This is a genomic window from Nonomuraea sp. NPDC050404 (genome assembly GCF_040655495.1).
GTDB lineage: Bacteria > Actinomycetota > Actinomycetes > Streptosporangiales > Streptosporangiaceae > Nonomuraea.
This window is the reverse complement of record NZ_JBFAKB010000001.1, coordinates 336,411-352,714: the sequence shown is the minus strand read 5'-3', so window position 1 is coordinate 352,714 and position 16,304 is coordinate 336,411. Positions and strand designations below refer to the sequence as shown.

The following is a 16,304-nucleotide window of genomic DNA, read 5'->3' as shown; positions in this document are numbered from 1 at the left end:
ATGCACACCCCATTCCGCCGCCGGTCGGCGGCGGTCATCACCGCGGTCGCCCTCCTGACTGGCTGTTCCACGACCGCGCCCACATCCACGACCGGGTCCGCACCGGCGGCCACGGGGACGGTGCGCTACGCCGCGCCCGGCTCGCCGTCCAACGCCGTCACCGACCCGCACGGTCTGCTGCCCGGCGAGAGCGACGTGGTCAGGATGGCCCTGACCTACGACGTACTCACCGTTCCCGGCCCCGACGGCGTCACCAGGCCGCGCCTGGCGACCGAGTGGCGGCCCGACGACACCCTGACCAAGTGGCGCATCACCATCCGCGGCGACGCCACCTTCGCCGACGGCCGCCAGGTCAAGGCGGCCGACGCGCTGTTCTCGCTGCGCCGGATGGGCAAGAAGGCGGCGGAGAACTTCGGCCGCATGGCCATGTTCGACCTCGACGCCTCCCGAGTGATCGACGACACCACCTTCGAGCTGGTGACCAGGAAGCCCTATGCCGAGGTCGGCAAGGCGCTGGAGGGCGCGACGTTCGTGGTGCCCGAGGGGAGCGACGACTTCGGCGAACCGGTGCCGGGCTCCGGCCCGTTCCGCCCGACCGGCAAGGGCGGGGCCCAGGCGGTCGTGTACGAGCGGAACGACGGCTGGTGGGGCCCCAAGCCGCCGGCCAAGGCCATCGAGGTGCGCGCCGTGCCCGATCCGCAGGCGCGCGCCCAGGCGCTGCTGTCCGGCCAGGTCGACCTGGCCGGGGGAGTGCCCGCCACGCTGGCCAAGCAGCAGGAGGGCAACAACGCGGTACGCCTGCTGCGCCGGCCCGGCGCCACCCTGTACCCGCTGGTCATGCGCATGGACCGCGAACCTTTCGACGACCTGCGCGTACGCCGGGCCGTCCGGCTCGCCCTCGACCGGCGGCAACTCCTCGACACCGTCTTCCTCGGCTACGGCGAGGTCGGCAACGACCTCATCACCCCCAAGGACCCGACCAGCCCGGCGAACCTGGCACCGCGCACCCGCGACCTGGCCAAGGCCAGGAAACTGATGGCGGACGCCGGCCTGGCCGGCGGCGTGGACCTCACGCTGCACACCACCACCGCCTACCCGGGCATGGACAGCGCCGCCACGCTGATCGCCCAGCAGCTCGCCGGGATCGGGATGCGGGTGAAGGTGGCCGTGGAGCCGGCCGACACCTACTTCTCCACGATCTACGCCCGCGAACCCTTCTACCTCAGCTACCTGGGCGGCATCCCGTTCCTCGACGTGGTACGGGTGGCGCTCACGCCCGGGTCCGCCACCAACGAGACGGCGTGGCAGGACCGCGGCTGGTCGGCCGACCTGGACAAGGCCCTGGCCGAGCCCGGCGACGCCGAGCGGCGCGAGCTGCTGAGCGAGCTTCAGGCCAGGCTCAGGGACGAGGGCGGGTACGCGATCTGGGCGCTCAGCGACCGGCTCGACCTGGCCAGGACCGGGCTGAGCGGCGTGCCGGAGGGCATCGGCTTCGCCTCGGCGTTCATCGACCAGGTGAGCCTGGACGGCTGAGGTGAACCGGGTGGCGTGGTCGGCTCGCGCGCTGGCGGCGGTGACGGGGCTGGCTCGTGGGCCGGTGGTGGCGGGGTCGGCTCGTGGGTGGGCGGTGGTGTGGCCTGCTCGCGTGCTGGTCAGGAGCGTGCTGCTGATGGCCGCCGCCTCAGCGATGATCTTCCTGTGCACGGCGGCGCTGCCGGGTGACGCGGCGGACGTTCTCGCCGGCGGTGCCGCCGCTCCCGGCGAACTGGCCAGGTTGCGGGCGGAGCAGGGGCTGGACCGGCCCGTGCACGTCCGCTACCTGGACTGGCTGTCGGGGGTGCTGACCGGCGATCCCGGAGTCTCGCTCATCACCGGGCGGCCGATCGGCGAGCTGATCGCGGAGCGGGCCGGCGTGACGCTCACTCTCGCCGTGGCCGCGCTGGTGGTCAGCGTCCCCCTCACGGCCGCCCTGGCCTGGGCCGCCGTACGCGGCCCCCGGTGGTTGCGGCCCGCGGCCAACGCCTCGATCGTGGCGGGCGCGGCACTCCCGCAGGCCGTGGTGGCCGCCGCGCTGGTGGCCTGGCTGTCGGCGGCCTGGGGACTGTTCCCGCCGGTCTCGATGTTGCCCGCCGGGCAGCCCGCCTGGAGCCGGCCCGGCCTGCTGGTCCTTCCCGTGCTCACCCTCGCGCTCCCGACCACCGCGTACGGGGCCGCCCTGCTGCGCGGGGCGATCGCGGACGTGCTGGCCCGCCCCTACGTGCGTGACGCCGAACTGCGCGGCCTGCCACCCGCCGTCATCGCGCTCCGGTACGTGCTGCCGATGATCGCCGCGCCCGCCACCCGCCTGCTCGCCGTCACACTCGGCGGGCTGATCACGGGCGCGGCCGTGGCCGAGACCCTGTTCGGGCTGGCCGGACTGGGAGAGTTGCTGGTCACGGCCATCTCGACGAGGGACGTGCCGGTCGTCCAGAGCGTCGCCCTGCTCGCCGCGGGCGTCGTGGTGGCCGGCCTCCTCGCCGCCGACGCCTCCCACCGGTTCTCGGAGGTACGGCTCTCATGAAGCACGCGAACGGCGACCCGCTCGAAGACCCTGCCGAACAGGCCGCCCGCACCCCGAAGACCGAGCACCGTTCCCGCCCCGCGCCCGCCTCCGACCGCATGCCCCGCACCGCGCCCGCCTCCGACCGCATGCCCCGCACCGCGCCCGCCACCGGCCGCATGCCCCGCACCGCGCCCGCCTCCGACCGTGCGTCCCGGGCCGCACTCGTTTCCAGTGCTAGCTCACGGTCAGCGCTCGTTTCCGGCCGTATGTCCTGGGCCGTGCTCGTTTCCGGCTGCGTGGCCGGGATCGTGCTCGTGGTGGCGCTCGGCGGTGAGGTGTTGGCCGGGCACGACCCGCTCGCGATCGTCACGCACCCATGGGCAGAGTCCACACCCGGTCTGCCGCTCGGCGGGGACGCCCTGGGCAGGGACGTGCTCGCCAGAGTCCTGGCCGGCGGCCGGGATCTGACCCTGACCGCGCTGGCCGCCGCGCTGGCGGCCTCGGCCCTGGGGGTGGCGGCCGGGCTCTGGGCGGGATGGAGCCGCGGACGGCTCGGGCGTACCATCGCCACGGCCGCGGACCTGCTGCTGGCCCTGCCCTTGTTGCTGCTCGCGCTGCTCGCGGTGGTGGCGTTGCCGGCCCCTTTGGCGGTGGTGGCCGGCACCGTGCTCGGCGGCACGCCGCTGACGCTGCGGGTGGTCGCCGACGCCACGGCCACCGCCAGGCACGCGGGCTACGTCGAGGCGGCGCTGTCGCGCGGCGAATCAGGCGGCGCCGTCCTGCTGCGCGAGGTCCTTCCCGCACACGCCGGACTCGTCGGCGCGGACTTCGGCCAGCGGCTGGTGCTGGCCGTGCAACTCGCCGCCGCGCTGAACGTCCTCGGCTTCGGACCGGCCCCACCCGCACCGGACTGGGCCGCCATGCTCCGCGAGAACCTCCAGGGCCTGGGGCTCAACGCCGCGGCGGCGATCGCCCCGGCAACCGCCCTGGCACTCCTGGCCGGCAGCGTGGCCGCACTCTCACACTCCCTCGCCACCCGGGACGGCCTCTCATGAGCGGCCGGCACGGGCTGCCGGTTCGCGGGGGCCTCACATGAGCAGCTGGAACGGGCCGATGGTTCGCGGGAGGCTCACATGAGCGGCCGGAGCGGGCCGATGGTTCGCGGGGACGGCCAGATATGAGCGGCCGGAGCGGGCTGACCGTTCGGGAGATCACCGTCTCCGACAGGGCGGGGGCGGTGATTGTTGACCGCCTGAGCCTGCGGATCGCGCCCGGTGAGGTGCTCGCCCTGGTCGGGCCGTCCGGGGTGGGCAAGACCACCGTCCTGCGGGTCGTGCTGGGTGCGCTGCCCGCCGGGTTGACGCAGGCAGGCGGCCGGATCGAGTGGCACGGCGCTCCCGTACGGGCTCCGCGCCGCTGGCGCCGCCGCACCGCCGGCTTCCTCGGGCAGGATCCGGCCTCGGCGCTGCATCCCCTGCTGGACGCGCGATCGGCCGTGCGCGAGGCGCTGCCCAGGTCAGCGCGTACGGACGAAGAGGTGGAACGCGCACTCGCCGCGGCCGGCCTGGACCCCGCCGCCATCGGCAGGCGTCGCCCGCACCAGCTCTCGGGCGGGCAGGCGCAGCGGGTGGCGCTTGCCCGCGCCCTGGCGGCCGACCCCGAACTGCTCGTGCTGGACGAACCCACCAGCGCCCTGGACCAGGACGCGCTCGCACTCGTGCTGCGGCACCTGCGGCGGCGTCGCGGCGACGGCCGCTCGGTGACGCTCATCGTCTCGCACGACATGGGCGTGGTGAACGAACTGGCCGACCACGTCGTACGGCTTGACCCGGGCGAAGGAGACGACGCCGCGACGCCGATCCATCGCCTGGCAGCGACAGGAAAGCCGGGGGCGGGCGGCGGACCGGTGCTGGAAGTGCACGGCCTGACCGTCGCGCAGCCGCCCGGTGGGCCGCCACTGCTGTCGGACGTCGATCTCACGTTGTCGGCAGGCGAGTCCGTGGCCGTGCTCGGGCCGTCCGGCTCGGGCAAGAGCACGTTGTTGCGCGTGCTCGCCGGACTGCATCCCGCCGAACAAGGCCACGCCACCGTGGCCGCCGAAAAAGGATGCGCCACCGCGACCGGCGGGCAAGGATGCGCCACCGGGCAAGGGCGCGGCGTCGGGGTTGGCGAACCGCTGCTCTGGCCCGTGACCGCGCGGAGTCCGGCCGCGCTGCGGGCGGTGGCGCTGGTCGGTCAGAACCCCCTCGATGCGCTCAACCCGGCCCGCCCTGCCGGGGCGGCGATCGTCCGGACGCTGCGCACCCTGCGCGGGCTCCACCGTCGGGCCGCCCGTGCGGAGGCCCTCCGGCTGCTGGCCACCGTCGGGCTGCCCGAGGAGGTGGCACACCGGTATCCGGCCGCGCTGTCCGGCGGGCAACGCCAGCGGGTCGCGCTGGCCAGGGCGCTCGCCGGCGGCCCGGCCGTGCTGCTGGCCGACGAGATCACCGCCGCCCTGGACACCCGTACCGCCGGTCTGGTCCTCGACCTGATCGACACGCTGCGTCACGAGAGCGGCCTCGCCGTCCTGGCCGTGACCCACGACCCGGCCGTCGCCGCCCGCGCCGACCGCGTGCTGCGGGTCGAAGGAGGCCGGCTGCACCCCGATCCCCGTTCCCACCACGACCACCGGAGGCCCAGCCTTGAAGCCCGATGAAGCTCTGCTCGCCCATCCATGGATCGCCCGCGTGGACGGCACGGACGAACTGGTCGTCACGGCCGATCCCACGGCACTGGCGGTACGGGCCGAGCCCGGACAACCGCCCGCGCTCGGTGACCTGGTGGCCGAGCACCTCGAACACTGGGGCGAGGTCTACGACTGGACCTACCGCACCGGTCAGGGCGCACACCGTCCCGACCTCGACCTGTCCGGCTGGCACGCCACCGACACCGGCCGGCCGCTGCCCGCCGGGCACATGGCCGAATGGGCCGACCGCACCGCCGAGCTCGTACTGCGGCAACAGCCCTCCCACCTGCTCGAACTCGGCTGCGGAACCGGCATGCTGCTGCACCGCCTGCACCCTCACCTCAAGGGCTACGTGGGCACCGACCTCGCCCAGCACGTCGTGACCCGGCTGAACGGGCTCGGCCTGGACGGCGTCACCGTCGTACGGGCGGCCGCGCACGAGGTCAACGGCGACCAGGTGCGCGCCGCCCTGGCCCGGCTCGGCGAACGGCCCGACTGCGTGCTGCTCAACTCCGTCACCCAGTGCTTCCCCAGCGTGCAGTACCTGGCGGCGGTGCTGCACGACGCCATCGACCTCGTGGCCCCGGGAGGGAGCGTGGTCGTCGGCGACGTACGCCACTCGGGCCTGCTCGACGAGCACTGCCGCCTGCTCGAACCCGGATCGGCGGACCGGGCCGCGCAGCGCGCAGCTGCGGACACCGAACTGCTGCTCGACCCCGCCACCCTCGCCGCGGTGGCCGCGAGCGCGAACCGGCCGGTCACCATCAGCCTCTTCGCCAAGACCCTCACGGCCGACACCGAGCTGACCCGCTACCGGTTCGACGCCGTGCTGCACGTCGAGCCGCGGCAGAACCCGCCCGCCGAGATCCTCCAGTGGGAAGGCCTCGGGCCCGACCCGCTGGCCGGGCTGGCGAGCCGGGGCGAACCTGTCCGGGTGGTCGGCATCCCCAACGGCCTCTTCATCCCCGGAACGCCGGCGCCGACGGGGGCGAGCCTGCGGGCCGCGCTGGCAGGTACGGACGGGGCGGTGCTGCTCGACCCGGACGACCCCATGCGGCTCCAGGTCGCGATCCCGGCCGCGGCCGCCGCCGACTCGCCCGACGCGCTGGCGCAGGTGGGCCGGCCGCATGAGCCGCTCGGCGCGTTCGCCCGGGCACGGCTGACCGAGGTGGCCCGCCGCGAGCTCAGGCGCGCGGGGCTGCCCATCCCACGGGAACTGACCGCCCAGATCGCCGTCGGCCCCGGTCGTGACGCCGTCGGCCTCACCCGCGAAGCGGCCGACGCCGACCGGGCCGGACGACTCGCCCTGGCCCGCATGATGCCCGCCGCAAAAGAACGAACGCCGCGGCCGGCACCCGGCATGACTCCTGCCGCGGGGGACCGAGGGCCGCGGCCGGTGCCCGACTCCGCGCTGGAACACCTCCCGCACGCCGTCCGGCGCTTTGACGAGATCGCGCTGCGGGCCCTGACCAGGCTGATCGCCGGCGTCGCCGCTCCCGGCAGACCCCGGACGGCCGAGCAGATCATGACGGCGCTCAGCGTGGCCCCCCGGCACGAATGGATCGTCAGGCGCTGGCTGGAGGTCCTGACGGCCGAAGGGCTCGTGCAGCGCGATCCCGCCGCCCGATTCGAGGTCACGGACGGCACCACGGGGGCCGGGGAGGACGCGGCGGGCCTGGATCGTGCCTGCGCCGAACTGGGCTATCCCGAACAGATGGCGACCTTCTTCCGCACCGCCCTCGCCCGCCTGCCCGAGCTGCTCCGGGACGAGATCATGGCTCAGGCGCTGCTGTTCCCCGACGGAGACCTGCTCACCTCGCTCAGCAAGGACCAGCACAACGTCAGCAACACTTACCTGAACGCCGCCATGGGACACCTCGTGGCGCGGGCGGCGGCCACCCGGGCCGCACCGCTGCGCGTGGTGGAGCTCGGTGGGGGCGCGGGCGGCAGCACGTCCGCCGCACTGGACGGGCTGGACGCACTGGACGGGCTGGACGCACTGAACGGGCTGGGCGGGCTGGGCGGGCTGGGCGAGGCGAAGACGGATTACCTCTTCACCGACGTGTCCAGATTTTTCACGATGGCGGCCGAAGAGCGGTTCGGCGACCGGCTCCGCTATGCCCTGCTGGACATCAACGCCGACCTCGTGGCGCAGGGAGCCGTAGGAGGCGGCGCCGACGTGGTGATCGCCGCCAACGTGCTGCACTGCGCCCGCGACGCCGGACGATCCCTGCGCTGGATCAGGGAACTGCTGGCCCCCGGCGGGCTGGTGGTGGTCACCGAGGCGATCCGCGAGCACTACCTCGTCCTGGCCACCATGCAGTTCCTGCTGTCCCCGCGGGAAGGGCAGCCGGATCTCGGCGCCGGCGACCGCCGCGGCGGAAAGGGCCGGGTGTTCTTCACCGGCAGGCAGCTTCCGGCCGAGCTGGCGGCGGCCGGGCTGCGCCCGATCCTGGAGCTTCCCGGGGCCGGCTCCCCGCTGGCCTCGCCCGCCCAGCACCTGTTCGTCGCGGCCCGGATCTGACACTCCAGCTCCGGTACGGCGGGCGCGGGCCCGCCGTACCGGCCGGGCGGGCCAGCCCAGTGAGTCAGCCCAGTGAGTCAGCCCAGTGGGGTCAGCCCAGTGGGGTCAGCCCAGCGGGGTCAGCCCAGTGCCACCGGCAACCCGGCGCGGAACAGCTCCTGCTCCAGCCAGACGGCCGCCCGCACCCCGTCGGCCGCGCTCGGCCCCACCAGCGTCACCGGATCCGGCACCGCCTTCAGGTGGGCCGCGTCCCCGGCCGCGTAGACGCCGGGCACGCTGGTCTTCCCGTACTCGTCCACCTCGACGCAGCCGTCGGGCAGCAACGTGCAGCCGAGCTGGACGGCGAGATCGGTGTTGGGCCGGGTGGGCGCGCGGTGGAAGACGGCCTCGCGTGCCAGCAGCGTCCCGTCGGTGAAACGCAGGGTCAGCGCGTCCAGCTCGCCCTCGATGCCCGCCAGTGGGGTCTCGATCACCTCGACGCCGCGCGCCTTGACGGCGGCGGCCACCGGTTCCGGCAGGGCGCCGGGGCCGTTCGTGCACAGCACCACGTCATCGCTGTAACGATCGGCGACGTAGGCGGCCAGCATCGCCTCGAAGCCGTTCCCGATGACGGCCAGCACCTTCCCGTTCGTCTCGTAGCCGTGGCAGAACGGGCAGTGGAACACGCTCTTGCCCCACCGCTCCGCCAGCCCGGGAATCGCCACGGGTTCGTCGGTCAGCCCGCTGGCCAGCACCAGCCGGGACGACTCCACGCGTGAACCGTCCTCCAGGGTCAGCGTGAAGCCGCCGGACTCGCCCTGCGCCGAGGTCACCCGCCCCTGCCTGAGCTCGGCCGTCGGATAGGCGCTCACCTCGGCGCGGCCGTCCGACAACAACGTGGCGGGGGAGCCGCCGTCCCGGCCGAGGAACATGTGCATCTCCGCGGCCGGCGCGTTGCGCGGCCGGCCGGCGTCCACCACCAGCACGCGGCGCCGCTGCCGTCCCAGCACCAGTGCCGCGCTGAGCCCCGCGGGCCCGCCGCCGACCACGATCACCTCGTACATCACGCGCCTCCTCTTTCGATGACGTACATGCCTGCTTCCGCGGGACCGGTGGGCGAGAGCGCCAGACCGTGCTCGCCGAGCTCCTCCTTGAGCCGCCGCTCGTCCAGCACCCACCACCGGTAGTGCGCCGCCACCTCGCCGGCGGGCCGGTCACCGTCGTAGGTGCGGTAGGTCATGTCCCAGATGATCGAATCGGGGCCGGCCGGTTCCGCGCGGCCCCAGCCTTCGTACCTGCGCCGTCCGATCCGCACGTCGGCGAACCTGGTCTCGGGCACGGCCACCGGCTCGGCGGGTGGCTGCAGGTTCAGCACCGCCCGGCCGCCAGGGAGGAGCCGGTCGGCGAGCATCGCCCAGATCGCCTGCCGTCCGGCAGCGTCGAAGTGGCCCAGGACGTTCATCGCGACCACGGCGCCCAGCCGGTCCGGCAGCGTCGCCTCCAGGAGGTGCTCCGGCAGGACCGTTACCCGGTCACGCAGCCGGGCCGACTCGCTCACCCGGCTCAGCAGGACGGATCGCAACGCCGGCGAAGGCTCCACCGCCACGATCTCCGCCTCGGGCAGCGCTTCGGCGATCACCCGCGTGCCGTGTCCTCCGCCGGCGCCCACGTCCACGACGGGGCCGGTGATTCCGCGCAGCGCCGCCGACAGTGGCGGGCCCAGTGCCGCCCAGGGCGGCGCGAGCATGACATCGACGAACTCCGCGGATCGCTCGTATTCGTCGGTCATCCGTATCTCTCATTGAATTTGATAATGATTACCATTTTGCGAGACTATGGAGGGCGCCGGACGATCGTCAAGAGGGTCATGGACGCATTCCCACGGCGATGAGGGAGGTGGCGTCCAACTCGGTCATTCCGCGTTCGCCGAGGAGATGTGCGAAGGTCGTGCGCACGCGTTCGACGGAGGGCTCGTCCAGGCCGGTGAGCATGCCGCGAAAACCGCTGCCGAGCGCCACCCGCCAGGCGAGCCCGGCGTCCAGGGGAATGTGCAGCGGGGCTCGGGCCACGGTGGCCCGCCGCAGTCCGAGTCCGGTCAGCCAGGCGCCCAGCTCCTCTTCCGTGTCGATCCGGGAGGCCGACCGCCTGCTGGAGGGCGGAGCCGTCGGTGTCCCACGCACCCGCGCGGCCGCCTCGGCGAACAGCCGGCCGAAGCCCTCCATCGCGCCCCGCGCCCACGTGGTGACGGCCAGCCGTCCGCCGGGCCTGAGCAGCCCGGCCAGGCGGGAGACGGCGGCGTCCATGTCCGGCAGGAAGAAGACGCCGTGCACGCATTGCACCACGTCGTATGGTTCGTCCTCCCAGGTGGTGGCGTCGGCTTGGACGAAGCGCACGTTTGCCAGCCCTTGGGAGGCTGCGCGCCGCCGGCCGTGGGCGAGGAGCTCTCCCGCCAGGTCGATGGCGTCCACGTGCCCCCGCGGCCCGGCCGCCTTCGCGGCCGGGACGGCGGAGGCGCCCGCGCCGCAGCACACGTCCAGGACCCGTTCGCCCGCCTGTACGCCCGCGGTCGCGACCGTCGCCTCGCCGATGCGGTCCCACAGCTGCGGTGAGACCTCGGCGTACTCGGTGGCGGCGCTGTCGAAGACGGTTCCGACGCCGGTGGATGTCATGGGATTCTCCTCGGGGGATCAGCGGAGCTGCCAGCCGCGGGCGCGGACCCGTTCGTCCCAGAAACGGGCGTACGTGCCGCCGGCCGCGAGCAGGGTGTCGTGGTCGCCGTGTTCGGTGATGCGGCCGTGGTCCAGGACGAGGATGCGGTCGGCGGCGGTCACCGTGGACAGGCGGTGGGCGACGACGATGACGGTGCGGTCGCGGGCGAGTTCGGCGATGGCGTCGGCGACGGCCGCCTCGTTGGCCGGGTCGAGGGCGGCGGTGGCCTCGTCCAGCAGCACGATGGGGGCGTCCTTGAGCAGGGCGCGGGCGATCGAGACGCGCTGCTTCTCGCCGCCGGACAGTGTGGATCCGGCCTCGCCGACGCGGGTGTGCCAGCCGTCGGGCAGGCGTTCGACGACCTCGTCGAGGCGGGCGATGCGGGCCACCCGTTCGAGGTCGGCCTCGGTGGCGTCGGGGGCGGCCATGCGCAGGTTGCCGGCGATGGTGCCCTCGAACAGGTACACGTCCTGGAAGACCTGCGCGGTCAGCCGCGACACGCCGGCGCTTCCGAGGTCGCGTACGTCCTGGCCGCCGATGCGGACGGAGCCCTCGTCGGCGTCGAAGAAGCGGCCGATGAGCTTGAGCAGGGTGCTCTTGCCCGCGCCCGACGGGCCCACGACGGCGGTGAAGCTGCCAGAGGGGATCGTCGCGTCGATCCCGTCGAGTACGAGCGGCCCGCCGTCATAGCCGAAGCGCACGCCGCGCAGCTCGATGCCGGTTCCGGCGGGTTCGGCGGGCTCGGCCGGTTCCGGCAGCGGCGGCACCGCCAGCAGGGCGCGGACGCGGCCGATCGCGTCGGCGTTGACCTGCACGGTGCCGGCCAGTTCGCCGAGTTGCGAGATCGGGTCGAGCATACGCAGGGTGACGATCATCAGGCCGATCATGACGGCGATGGTCATGGTGCCCTGCAAAGTGAAGACGACCGTGAGCGCGATGACGGCGGTGACGACGAGTTGCAGGGCGCCGAAGAACACGATCATTCCCCAGGCTCCCCGTACGGTGAGCCGCGACTGGGAGCCCTGCTGGCGGACCAGGGACTCCTCCAGGGTGCCGAGCTCCGGCCGGTCGAGCACGCCGTAGGCGCGCAGGGTCGGCTGATGACGGGCGTACTCGACGATGCGGGAGGCGCTGACGCCGATGTCGTGCTCGTAGTCGTCGTCGTTGCGCCGCACGATCACCATGAGCAGCCGCAGGGCCGGCACGCACAACACCGCCCCGGCGGCGAAGGCCAGGCCGATCCGCCAGTCGAGCAGGAAGCTGCCGGCGATCATGGTGGCGGGCGCGGTGACACCGACGACGACGTGGCGCAGCAGGTGGGCGGGGATGTTGGCGACGTCCATGGTGCCCTTGCCGAGCATGCGCCCGATCGGCCCGGTACGGTCACCGCGGAACCAGCCGATCGGCAGCGTGGCCAGGTGATCGCCGAGGCGTCCGTGGAAGCCGGTCAGCACGTCCGTGCCGACGACGTACCCCAGGGATGAACTCCACGCCAGCAGCGCGTGGTGCGCGGCGACCGCGACGGTGATCGCGCCCGCCCACGACCAGAAGCGGCCCCAATCGAGCGGCGCGGTGGTGAGGGTGGCCACCAGCGGGGCCACGAACAGGAAGCCCAGCCCCTGCAGCACGCCCTGCCCGGCCTGGGCCGCGAGCATGACACGCAGATGCCGCCGCCCGCGCTCGTCGAGCAGCTCGGACAGGTAGCGGATCATGGCGATCATCGGCGGATCCCCGGCCTCTCGGACAGGGAGCGGGTCATGGTGATCATCGGCGGGGCCTCCGGTCTCTCGGGCAGGGAGGGGCTCATGGCGATCATCAGCGGGCCTCCAGCCTCTGCGCGGCGTGCTCGCGGGCGCGCCGGTCGTGTTCCCACAGGCGGGCGTACAGGCCGCTCCGGGCGAGCAGTTCCTCGTGACGGCCCTGCTCGGCGACGCGGCCCTCGTCGAGCACGACGATCCGGTCGGCGCCGCGGATCGTGCTCAGCCGGTGCGCGATGACCAGCACGGTACGGCCGCGCGCGACCTCGCTCAGCGCGTCCTGGATGCGGGCCTCGTTCTCCGGGTCCGCGCTCGCGGTCGCCTCGTCCAGGACGAGGATCGGCCGGTCGGCGAGGATCGCGCGGGCGATGCACACCCGCTGCCGCTCACCCCCCGACAACTCGGCGTCCTCGCCCGCCACCGAGTCCAGGCCGCGCGGCAGCAGGTCGAGGCGGTCGAGGATCTGCGCCTTGGCCGCCGCCGCGCGTACGTCCTCGTCGGAGGCGTCCGGGCGGGACAGGCGGATGTTGTCGCGGATGCTCATGCGCAGCAGCGCCGAGTCCTGGAAGACGAACGCGACGTGCCGGTACAGCTCGGCGGGGTCGAGGTCGCGCAGGTCGGTGCCGTACAGCAGGACCGAGCCCTGCTGCGGGTCGTCGAACCGGGGCAGCAGCTTGGCCAGCGTGGACTTGCCGGATCCGGACGGGCCGACCAGCGCGGTCAGCGTGCCCCGCGCGAGGTCCAGATCGACGTCGTCGAGCGCGACGGTGTCGCCGTAGGCGAAGCGCACCCCGCGCATGCGTACCACCGGTCCGGGAGCGCCGGCGTCGGGCACGGCGGGGTCCGCCGGGACGGGCAACTCGGGGGCGGAGAGCGCCTCGCGGATGCCGCGTGCCACGCCGAGCGCCGTGACCAGCGGATGGATCGACATCATGACCGTCATCAGGCCCGCCGTGGTGACCGTGCCGAAGACCAGGAAGGCGATGAAGCTGATCGGCGGCAGCTGTCCGGTGGCGGTGAGCACGCCGCCGGCGCCCGCCGTGACGACGAGTACGCTCGGCGGCGACAGCAGGATCTCCGAGATGACCGACGCCCTGGTGGTCGCCTTCGCCCAGTCGAGAAAGAACCGGGCGAAATTTCGGGACACCTCCTGAAAACGTCGGCTGGCCACCCCCGGGGTGCCGAACGCCTTCACCACGCCGATGCCGTTGACGAACTCGACCGCGGCCCCGCTCAGCCTGGCCAGCCACGCCATGAACTCCGGATACTTCGTCCCCGCGCCGGCCATCGCGCGCTGGTAGGTCACCAGTCCGACGACCAGCGGCAGCAGGCTGACCAGCGCCATCCGCCAATCCACGGCGAACAGGTAGCCGACGGCGACCAGCACGGGGACGGCGGCGGCCGTGATGTCCACCACGGAGTGGGCGATGAGCTGGTGCAACGCGGCGACGTCGTCCTCGACCGTCTTCTTCACGATGCCGGAGTTGCGGTCGGTGAACCAGCCCAGCGGGACCCGGCGCAGCTTGCCCAGCAGTTCCCGCCGGATCCTGAACGACACCCGGATGTCGGCCAGATGCGTCAGCACCCCCGCCCCGAAGGTGCCGAGCTGTTTGACCGCCAGGGCGGCGAGCGCGACGGCGATGATCGGCCACACGTCGGTGTCCCCGCCGAGCAGCCGCCGGCTGATCTCGACGACGGCGACCAGCGGGGCCATCCCGGCGAGCGCGCTGAGAGCGCTCAGCACGCCACAGCCGATCAGCGTGACGCGGGCGGGAGCCAGCACCGAAGGCGCCGATGGGACGGTAGAAGCGAACATACGCCACCCTTCGCCGGAAGCAGCATGAAACCTGCCAAGCTCAGCAAATGATAATCATTGTCGCGCGGTAGCGTAGCTCACCACAAGCCCGGCCGAAACGGTCTACTTGGAGGTGCGGCGGAAGCGGGCCACCGAGAGCGTCATGAAGACGAGCGTGAGCCCCACCGCCCAGGCCAGCGCTCGCGGCGCGAGCCCGCCCGCATCCTGGCCGTTGAACCAGGCCCGCAACGTGTCGATCATCACGGTCACCGGGCTGTGGTCGGCGTAGGCGCGCAGCCAGCCCGGCATGGACTCGGTCGGTACGAACGCCGAGCTGACGAAGACGAACGGGAACACCCAGATCATTCCCAGACCCTGAGCGCCCTCGACGCTGCCCGCCAGCAGGCCGACGTAGGCGGCCACCCAGGAGAAGCCGAAACCGAGCAGCAGGAGCAGCCCGAAGCCGAGCAGGATCTGGCCGGGGCCGGCGTGGAAGCGGAAGCCGACGACCAACCCGCAGGCCACCATGACCACGATGCTGACGAGGTTGCGCAGCACCTCGGAGATCAGGCGGCCGAGCAGGACGGAGGAGCGGGTCATCGGCAACGACCTGAACCGGTCCATCACGCCGCGCTCCATGTCCTCGGCGATGCCGACGGCCACGGCCCCGGTCGAGGTGAACAGCACGATCATGACGAAGATGGCGGGCAGCAGGAACTGCTTGTAGTTCCCGCCGGGGGTCTGGATCGCGCCGCCGAAGACGTACGCGAACAGCAGGATGAACATGACCGGCTGGATGAGGGCGTACATGAGGAGGAGTTGCGGGGCGCGCAGGATGCGCCGCACGTTGCGCCCGGCCAGCAGCCACGCGTCGCGCAGCCACCAGCGGGGGCCGGTCGCCTCGGCGCTCGTCATCGCTCCGCCCTCGCTTCCTGCGCGTCACCGAGACGGGCGTGGCCCTGCTCTTCGCCCGTTGAGGTGGTGTGGCCGGTGAGCGCGAGGAACGCGTCGTCGAGGCTCGGCCTGCGCAGTGACAGGTCGCTCACCCGCACTCCGGCGGCGTCCAGATCGCGCAGAATGCCGGGGATCACGGCGTAACCCCCGGCCACGGGGACGATGACGCTGTCGTCGTGGATGCCGGGAGGGCCGTCGCCGTGGCGGCGCAGGATGCGGGCCGCCCGCTCGGCGTCGGCGCGGTCGGCCAGCACCACCTGGGCGCGGGCGCCGCCGGCCAGCTCCTTGATCTCGTCGGGGGTGCCATGGGCGATGTCGCGGCCGCGGTCGACGATGGTGATAGCGCCGGCCAGGCGGTCGGCCTCCTCCAGGTACTGCGTGGTGAGCAGGACCGTCGTGCCGTCCCGGGGCAGCCGCTCGATCACCTCCCACAGGGCGCGCCGCGAGCGCGGGTCGAGGCCGGTGGTGGGCTCGTCGAGGAAGATCACGCGCGGCTGGGTCATGAGGCTGGCGGCCAGGTCGAGGCGGCGCCGCATGCCGCCGGAGTACGTACGCACCAGGCGGCCGGCGGCCTCGGTCAGCTCGAACGCCTCCAGCAGTTCCGGCGCCCTGCGCCGGGCCTCGGCCGCGCGCATCCTGAACAGCCGGCCGATGAGGACGAGGTTCTCCATCCCGGTCAGGAGTTCGTCGACGGCGGCGTACTGGCCGGTCAGGCCGATGAGGCGGCGCACGCGCCGCGGGTGGGCGGCGACGTCCACGCCCAGCACCTCGGCCCGGCCGGAGCCGGCGCGCAGGAGGGTGGCGAGGATGCGTACCACGGTGGTCTTCCCGGCGCCGTTGGGGCCGAGCAGGCCGGTGATGGAGCCCTCGGGGACGCTCAGGTCGATGCCGTCGAGGGCCACGGTCCTGCCGTAGGACTTGCGGAGGTTCTCGATCAGGATGGCGGCCATGTGGGCTGGTCTCCCGTGAGTGCTTCGATGAGCTTGGCCATTGCCGACTGGGCGGACGCCGAGGCCCGGGGCCCGATCGCCACCAGCGCCGCGACCAGCGCGGACGCCTCCGACGGGTCGAGTGCCACCGGCGGCAGCCTGTTCCTGGTGTTGATGACGTAGCCTCCGCCGGGACCCCGCTGGGTGGCGACCGGGACCCCGGCGTTCAGCAGGTCGGCCACGTCGCGCTCGACCGTACGGACGCTGACGCCCAGCCGCTCGGCCAGCCTGTCCGCGGTCAGCGGTCTGTGGTCGCGGGCACGCAGCTCCTCGATGAGCCGGTGCTGGCGTTCGACCCGCGGGATGAAGGGATGAGGGCTCATCACCATG

General features: G+C 73.2%; 13 protein-coding genes. 5 read left to right on the top strand and 8 right to left on the bottom strand.

The window, feature by feature from the left end:
- The 5 genes from AB0I81_RS01605 (at nt 1) to AB0I81_RS01585 (ending at nt 7,791) form a co-directional block, all read left to right on the top strand.
- Nucleotides 1–1,533 carry an ABC transporter substrate-binding protein gene (locus AB0I81_RS01605; RefSeq protein ID WP_360648084.1) on the top strand — a complete coding sequence of 511 codons (1,533 nt, stop codon included), beginning with the start codon at nt 1–3 and terminating at the stop codon, nt 1,531–1,533.
- 10 nt (nt 1,534–1,543) lie between these two features.
- Nucleotides 1,544–2,560: an ABC transporter permease gene (locus AB0I81_RS01600; protein WP_360648081.1), complete on the top strand. Its 1,017-nt coding sequence runs from the start codon at nt 1,544–1,546 to the stop codon at nt 2,558–2,560.
- Nucleotides 2,557–3,597: an ABC transporter permease subunit gene (locus tag AB0I81_RS01595; RefSeq protein ID WP_360648078.1), complete on the top strand. Its 1,041-nt coding sequence runs from the start codon at nt 2,557–2,559 to the stop codon at nt 3,595–3,597. Before AB0I81_RS01600 ends, AB0I81_RS01595 begins: the two co-directional genes overlap by 4 nt.
- 122 nt (nt 3,598–3,719) lie before the next feature.
- Nucleotides 3,720–5,237: an ATP-binding cassette domain-containing protein gene (locus AB0I81_RS01590; RefSeq protein WP_360648075.1), complete on the top strand. Its 1,518-nt coding sequence runs from the start codon at nt 3,720–3,722 to the stop codon at nt 5,235–5,237.
- Nucleotides 5,224–7,791 carry a class I SAM-dependent methyltransferase gene (locus AB0I81_RS01585; RefSeq protein ID WP_360648072.1) on the top strand — a complete coding sequence of 856 codons (2,568 nt, stop codon included), beginning with the start codon at nt 5,224–5,226 and terminating at the stop codon, nt 7,789–7,791. The genes AB0I81_RS01590 and AB0I81_RS01585 overlap by 14 nt, the downstream gene beginning before the upstream one ends.
- A gap of 119 nt (nt 7,792–7,910) precedes the next feature.
- Here the strand turns inward: AB0I81_RS01585 and AB0I81_RS01580 are convergent, their stop codons facing one another.
- The 8 genes from AB0I81_RS01580 to AB0I81_RS01545 form a co-directional block, all read right to left on the bottom strand.
- Entirely contained in the window at nt 7,911–8,834 is a 924-nt protein-coding gene (locus tag AB0I81_RS01580) for an NAD(P)/FAD-dependent oxidoreductase (RefSeq protein WP_360648069.1), read from the bottom strand.
- On the bottom strand, nt 8,834–9,559 hold the full coding sequence (locus AB0I81_RS01575) for a class I SAM-dependent methyltransferase (RefSeq protein WP_360648066.1): 726 nt from the start codon (nt 9,557–9,559) through the stop codon (nt 8,834–8,836). The genes AB0I81_RS01580 and AB0I81_RS01575 overlap by 1 nt, the downstream gene beginning before the upstream one ends.
- A 76-nt stretch (nt 9,560–9,635) precedes the next feature.
- Entirely contained in the window at nt 9,636–10,439 is an 804-nt protein-coding gene (locus tag AB0I81_RS01570; protein WP_360648063.1) for a class I SAM-dependent methyltransferase, read from the bottom strand.
- An 18-nt stretch (nt 10,440–10,457) separates the two neighbouring features.
- Entirely contained in the window at nt 10,458–12,200 is a 1,743-nt protein-coding gene (locus AB0I81_RS01565; protein WP_360648060.1) for an ABC transporter ATP-binding protein, read from the bottom strand.
- Nucleotides 12,201–12,294: 94 nt separating this feature from the next.
- Nucleotides 12,295–14,052, bottom strand: coding sequence for an ABC transporter ATP-binding protein (locus AB0I81_RS01560; RefSeq protein WP_360648057.1), 1,758 nt, complete (start codon nt 14,050–14,052; stop codon nt 12,295–12,297).
- A gap of 102 nt (nt 14,053–14,154) precedes the next feature.
- Complete coding sequence (locus tag AB0I81_RS01555; protein ID WP_360648054.1) at nt 14,155–14,946, bottom strand: ABC transporter permease; 792 nt, start codon at nt 14,944–14,946, stop codon at nt 14,155–14,157.
- A complete protein-coding gene (locus AB0I81_RS01550; RefSeq protein WP_360648051.1) occupies nt 14,943–15,935 on the bottom strand; it encodes an ATP-binding cassette domain-containing protein in 993 nt (330 codons plus the stop codon). The genes AB0I81_RS01555 and AB0I81_RS01550 overlap by 4 nt, the downstream gene beginning before the upstream one ends.
- Nucleotides 15,920–16,303, bottom strand: coding sequence for an HTH domain-containing protein (locus AB0I81_RS01545; RefSeq protein ID WP_360648048.1), 384 nt, complete (start codon nt 16,301–16,303; stop codon nt 15,920–15,922). The genes AB0I81_RS01550 and AB0I81_RS01545 overlap by 16 nt, the downstream gene beginning before the upstream one ends.
- Between the last annotated feature and the right edge of the window lies 1 nt (nt 16,304).

Excerpts from the sequence above, each read along its gene's own strand:
- AB0I81_RS01605 (WP_360648084.1), top strand. The coding sequence starts at position 1 with ATGCACACCCCATTCCGCCGCCGGTCGGCGGCGGTCATCACCGCGGTC.
- AB0I81_RS01595 (WP_360648078.1), top strand. The coding sequence starts at position 2,557 with ATGAAGCACGCGAACGGCGACCCGCTCGAAGACCCTGCCGAACAGGCC.
- AB0I81_RS01590 (WP_360648075.1), top strand. The coding sequence starts at position 3,720 with ATGAGCGGCCGGAGCGGGCTGACCGTTCGGGAGATCACCGTCTCCGAC.
- AB0I81_RS01580 (WP_360648069.1), bottom strand. The coding sequence starts at position 8,834 with ATGTACGAGGTGATCGTGGTCGGCGGCGGGCCCGCGGGGCTCAGCGCG.
- AB0I81_RS01575 (WP_360648066.1), bottom strand. The coding sequence starts at position 9,559 with ATGACCGACGAATACGAGCGATCCGCGGAGTTCGTCGATGTCATGCTC.
- AB0I81_RS01570 (WP_360648063.1), bottom strand. The coding sequence starts at position 10,439 with ATGACATCCACCGGCGTCGGAACCGTCTTCGACAGCGCCGCCACCGAG.
- AB0I81_RS01565 (WP_360648060.1), bottom strand. The coding sequence starts at position 12,200 with ATGATCGCCATGATCCGCTACCTGTCCGAGCTGCTCGACGAGCGCGGG.
- AB0I81_RS01560 (WP_360648057.1), bottom strand. The coding sequence starts at position 14,052 with ATGTTCGCTTCTACCGTCCCATCGGCGCCTTCGGTGCTGGCTCCCGCC.
- AB0I81_RS01555 (WP_360648054.1), bottom strand. The coding sequence starts at position 14,946 with ATGACGAGCGCCGAGGCGACCGGCCCCCGCTGGTGGCTGCGCGACGCG.
- AB0I81_RS01550 (WP_360648051.1), bottom strand. The coding sequence starts at position 15,935 with ATGGCCGCCATCCTGATCGAGAACCTCCGCAAGTCCTACGGCAGGACC.
- AB0I81_RS01545 (WP_360648048.1), bottom strand. The coding sequence starts at position 16,303 with ATGGTGATGAGCCCTCATCCCTTCATCCCGCGGGTCGAACGCCAGCAC.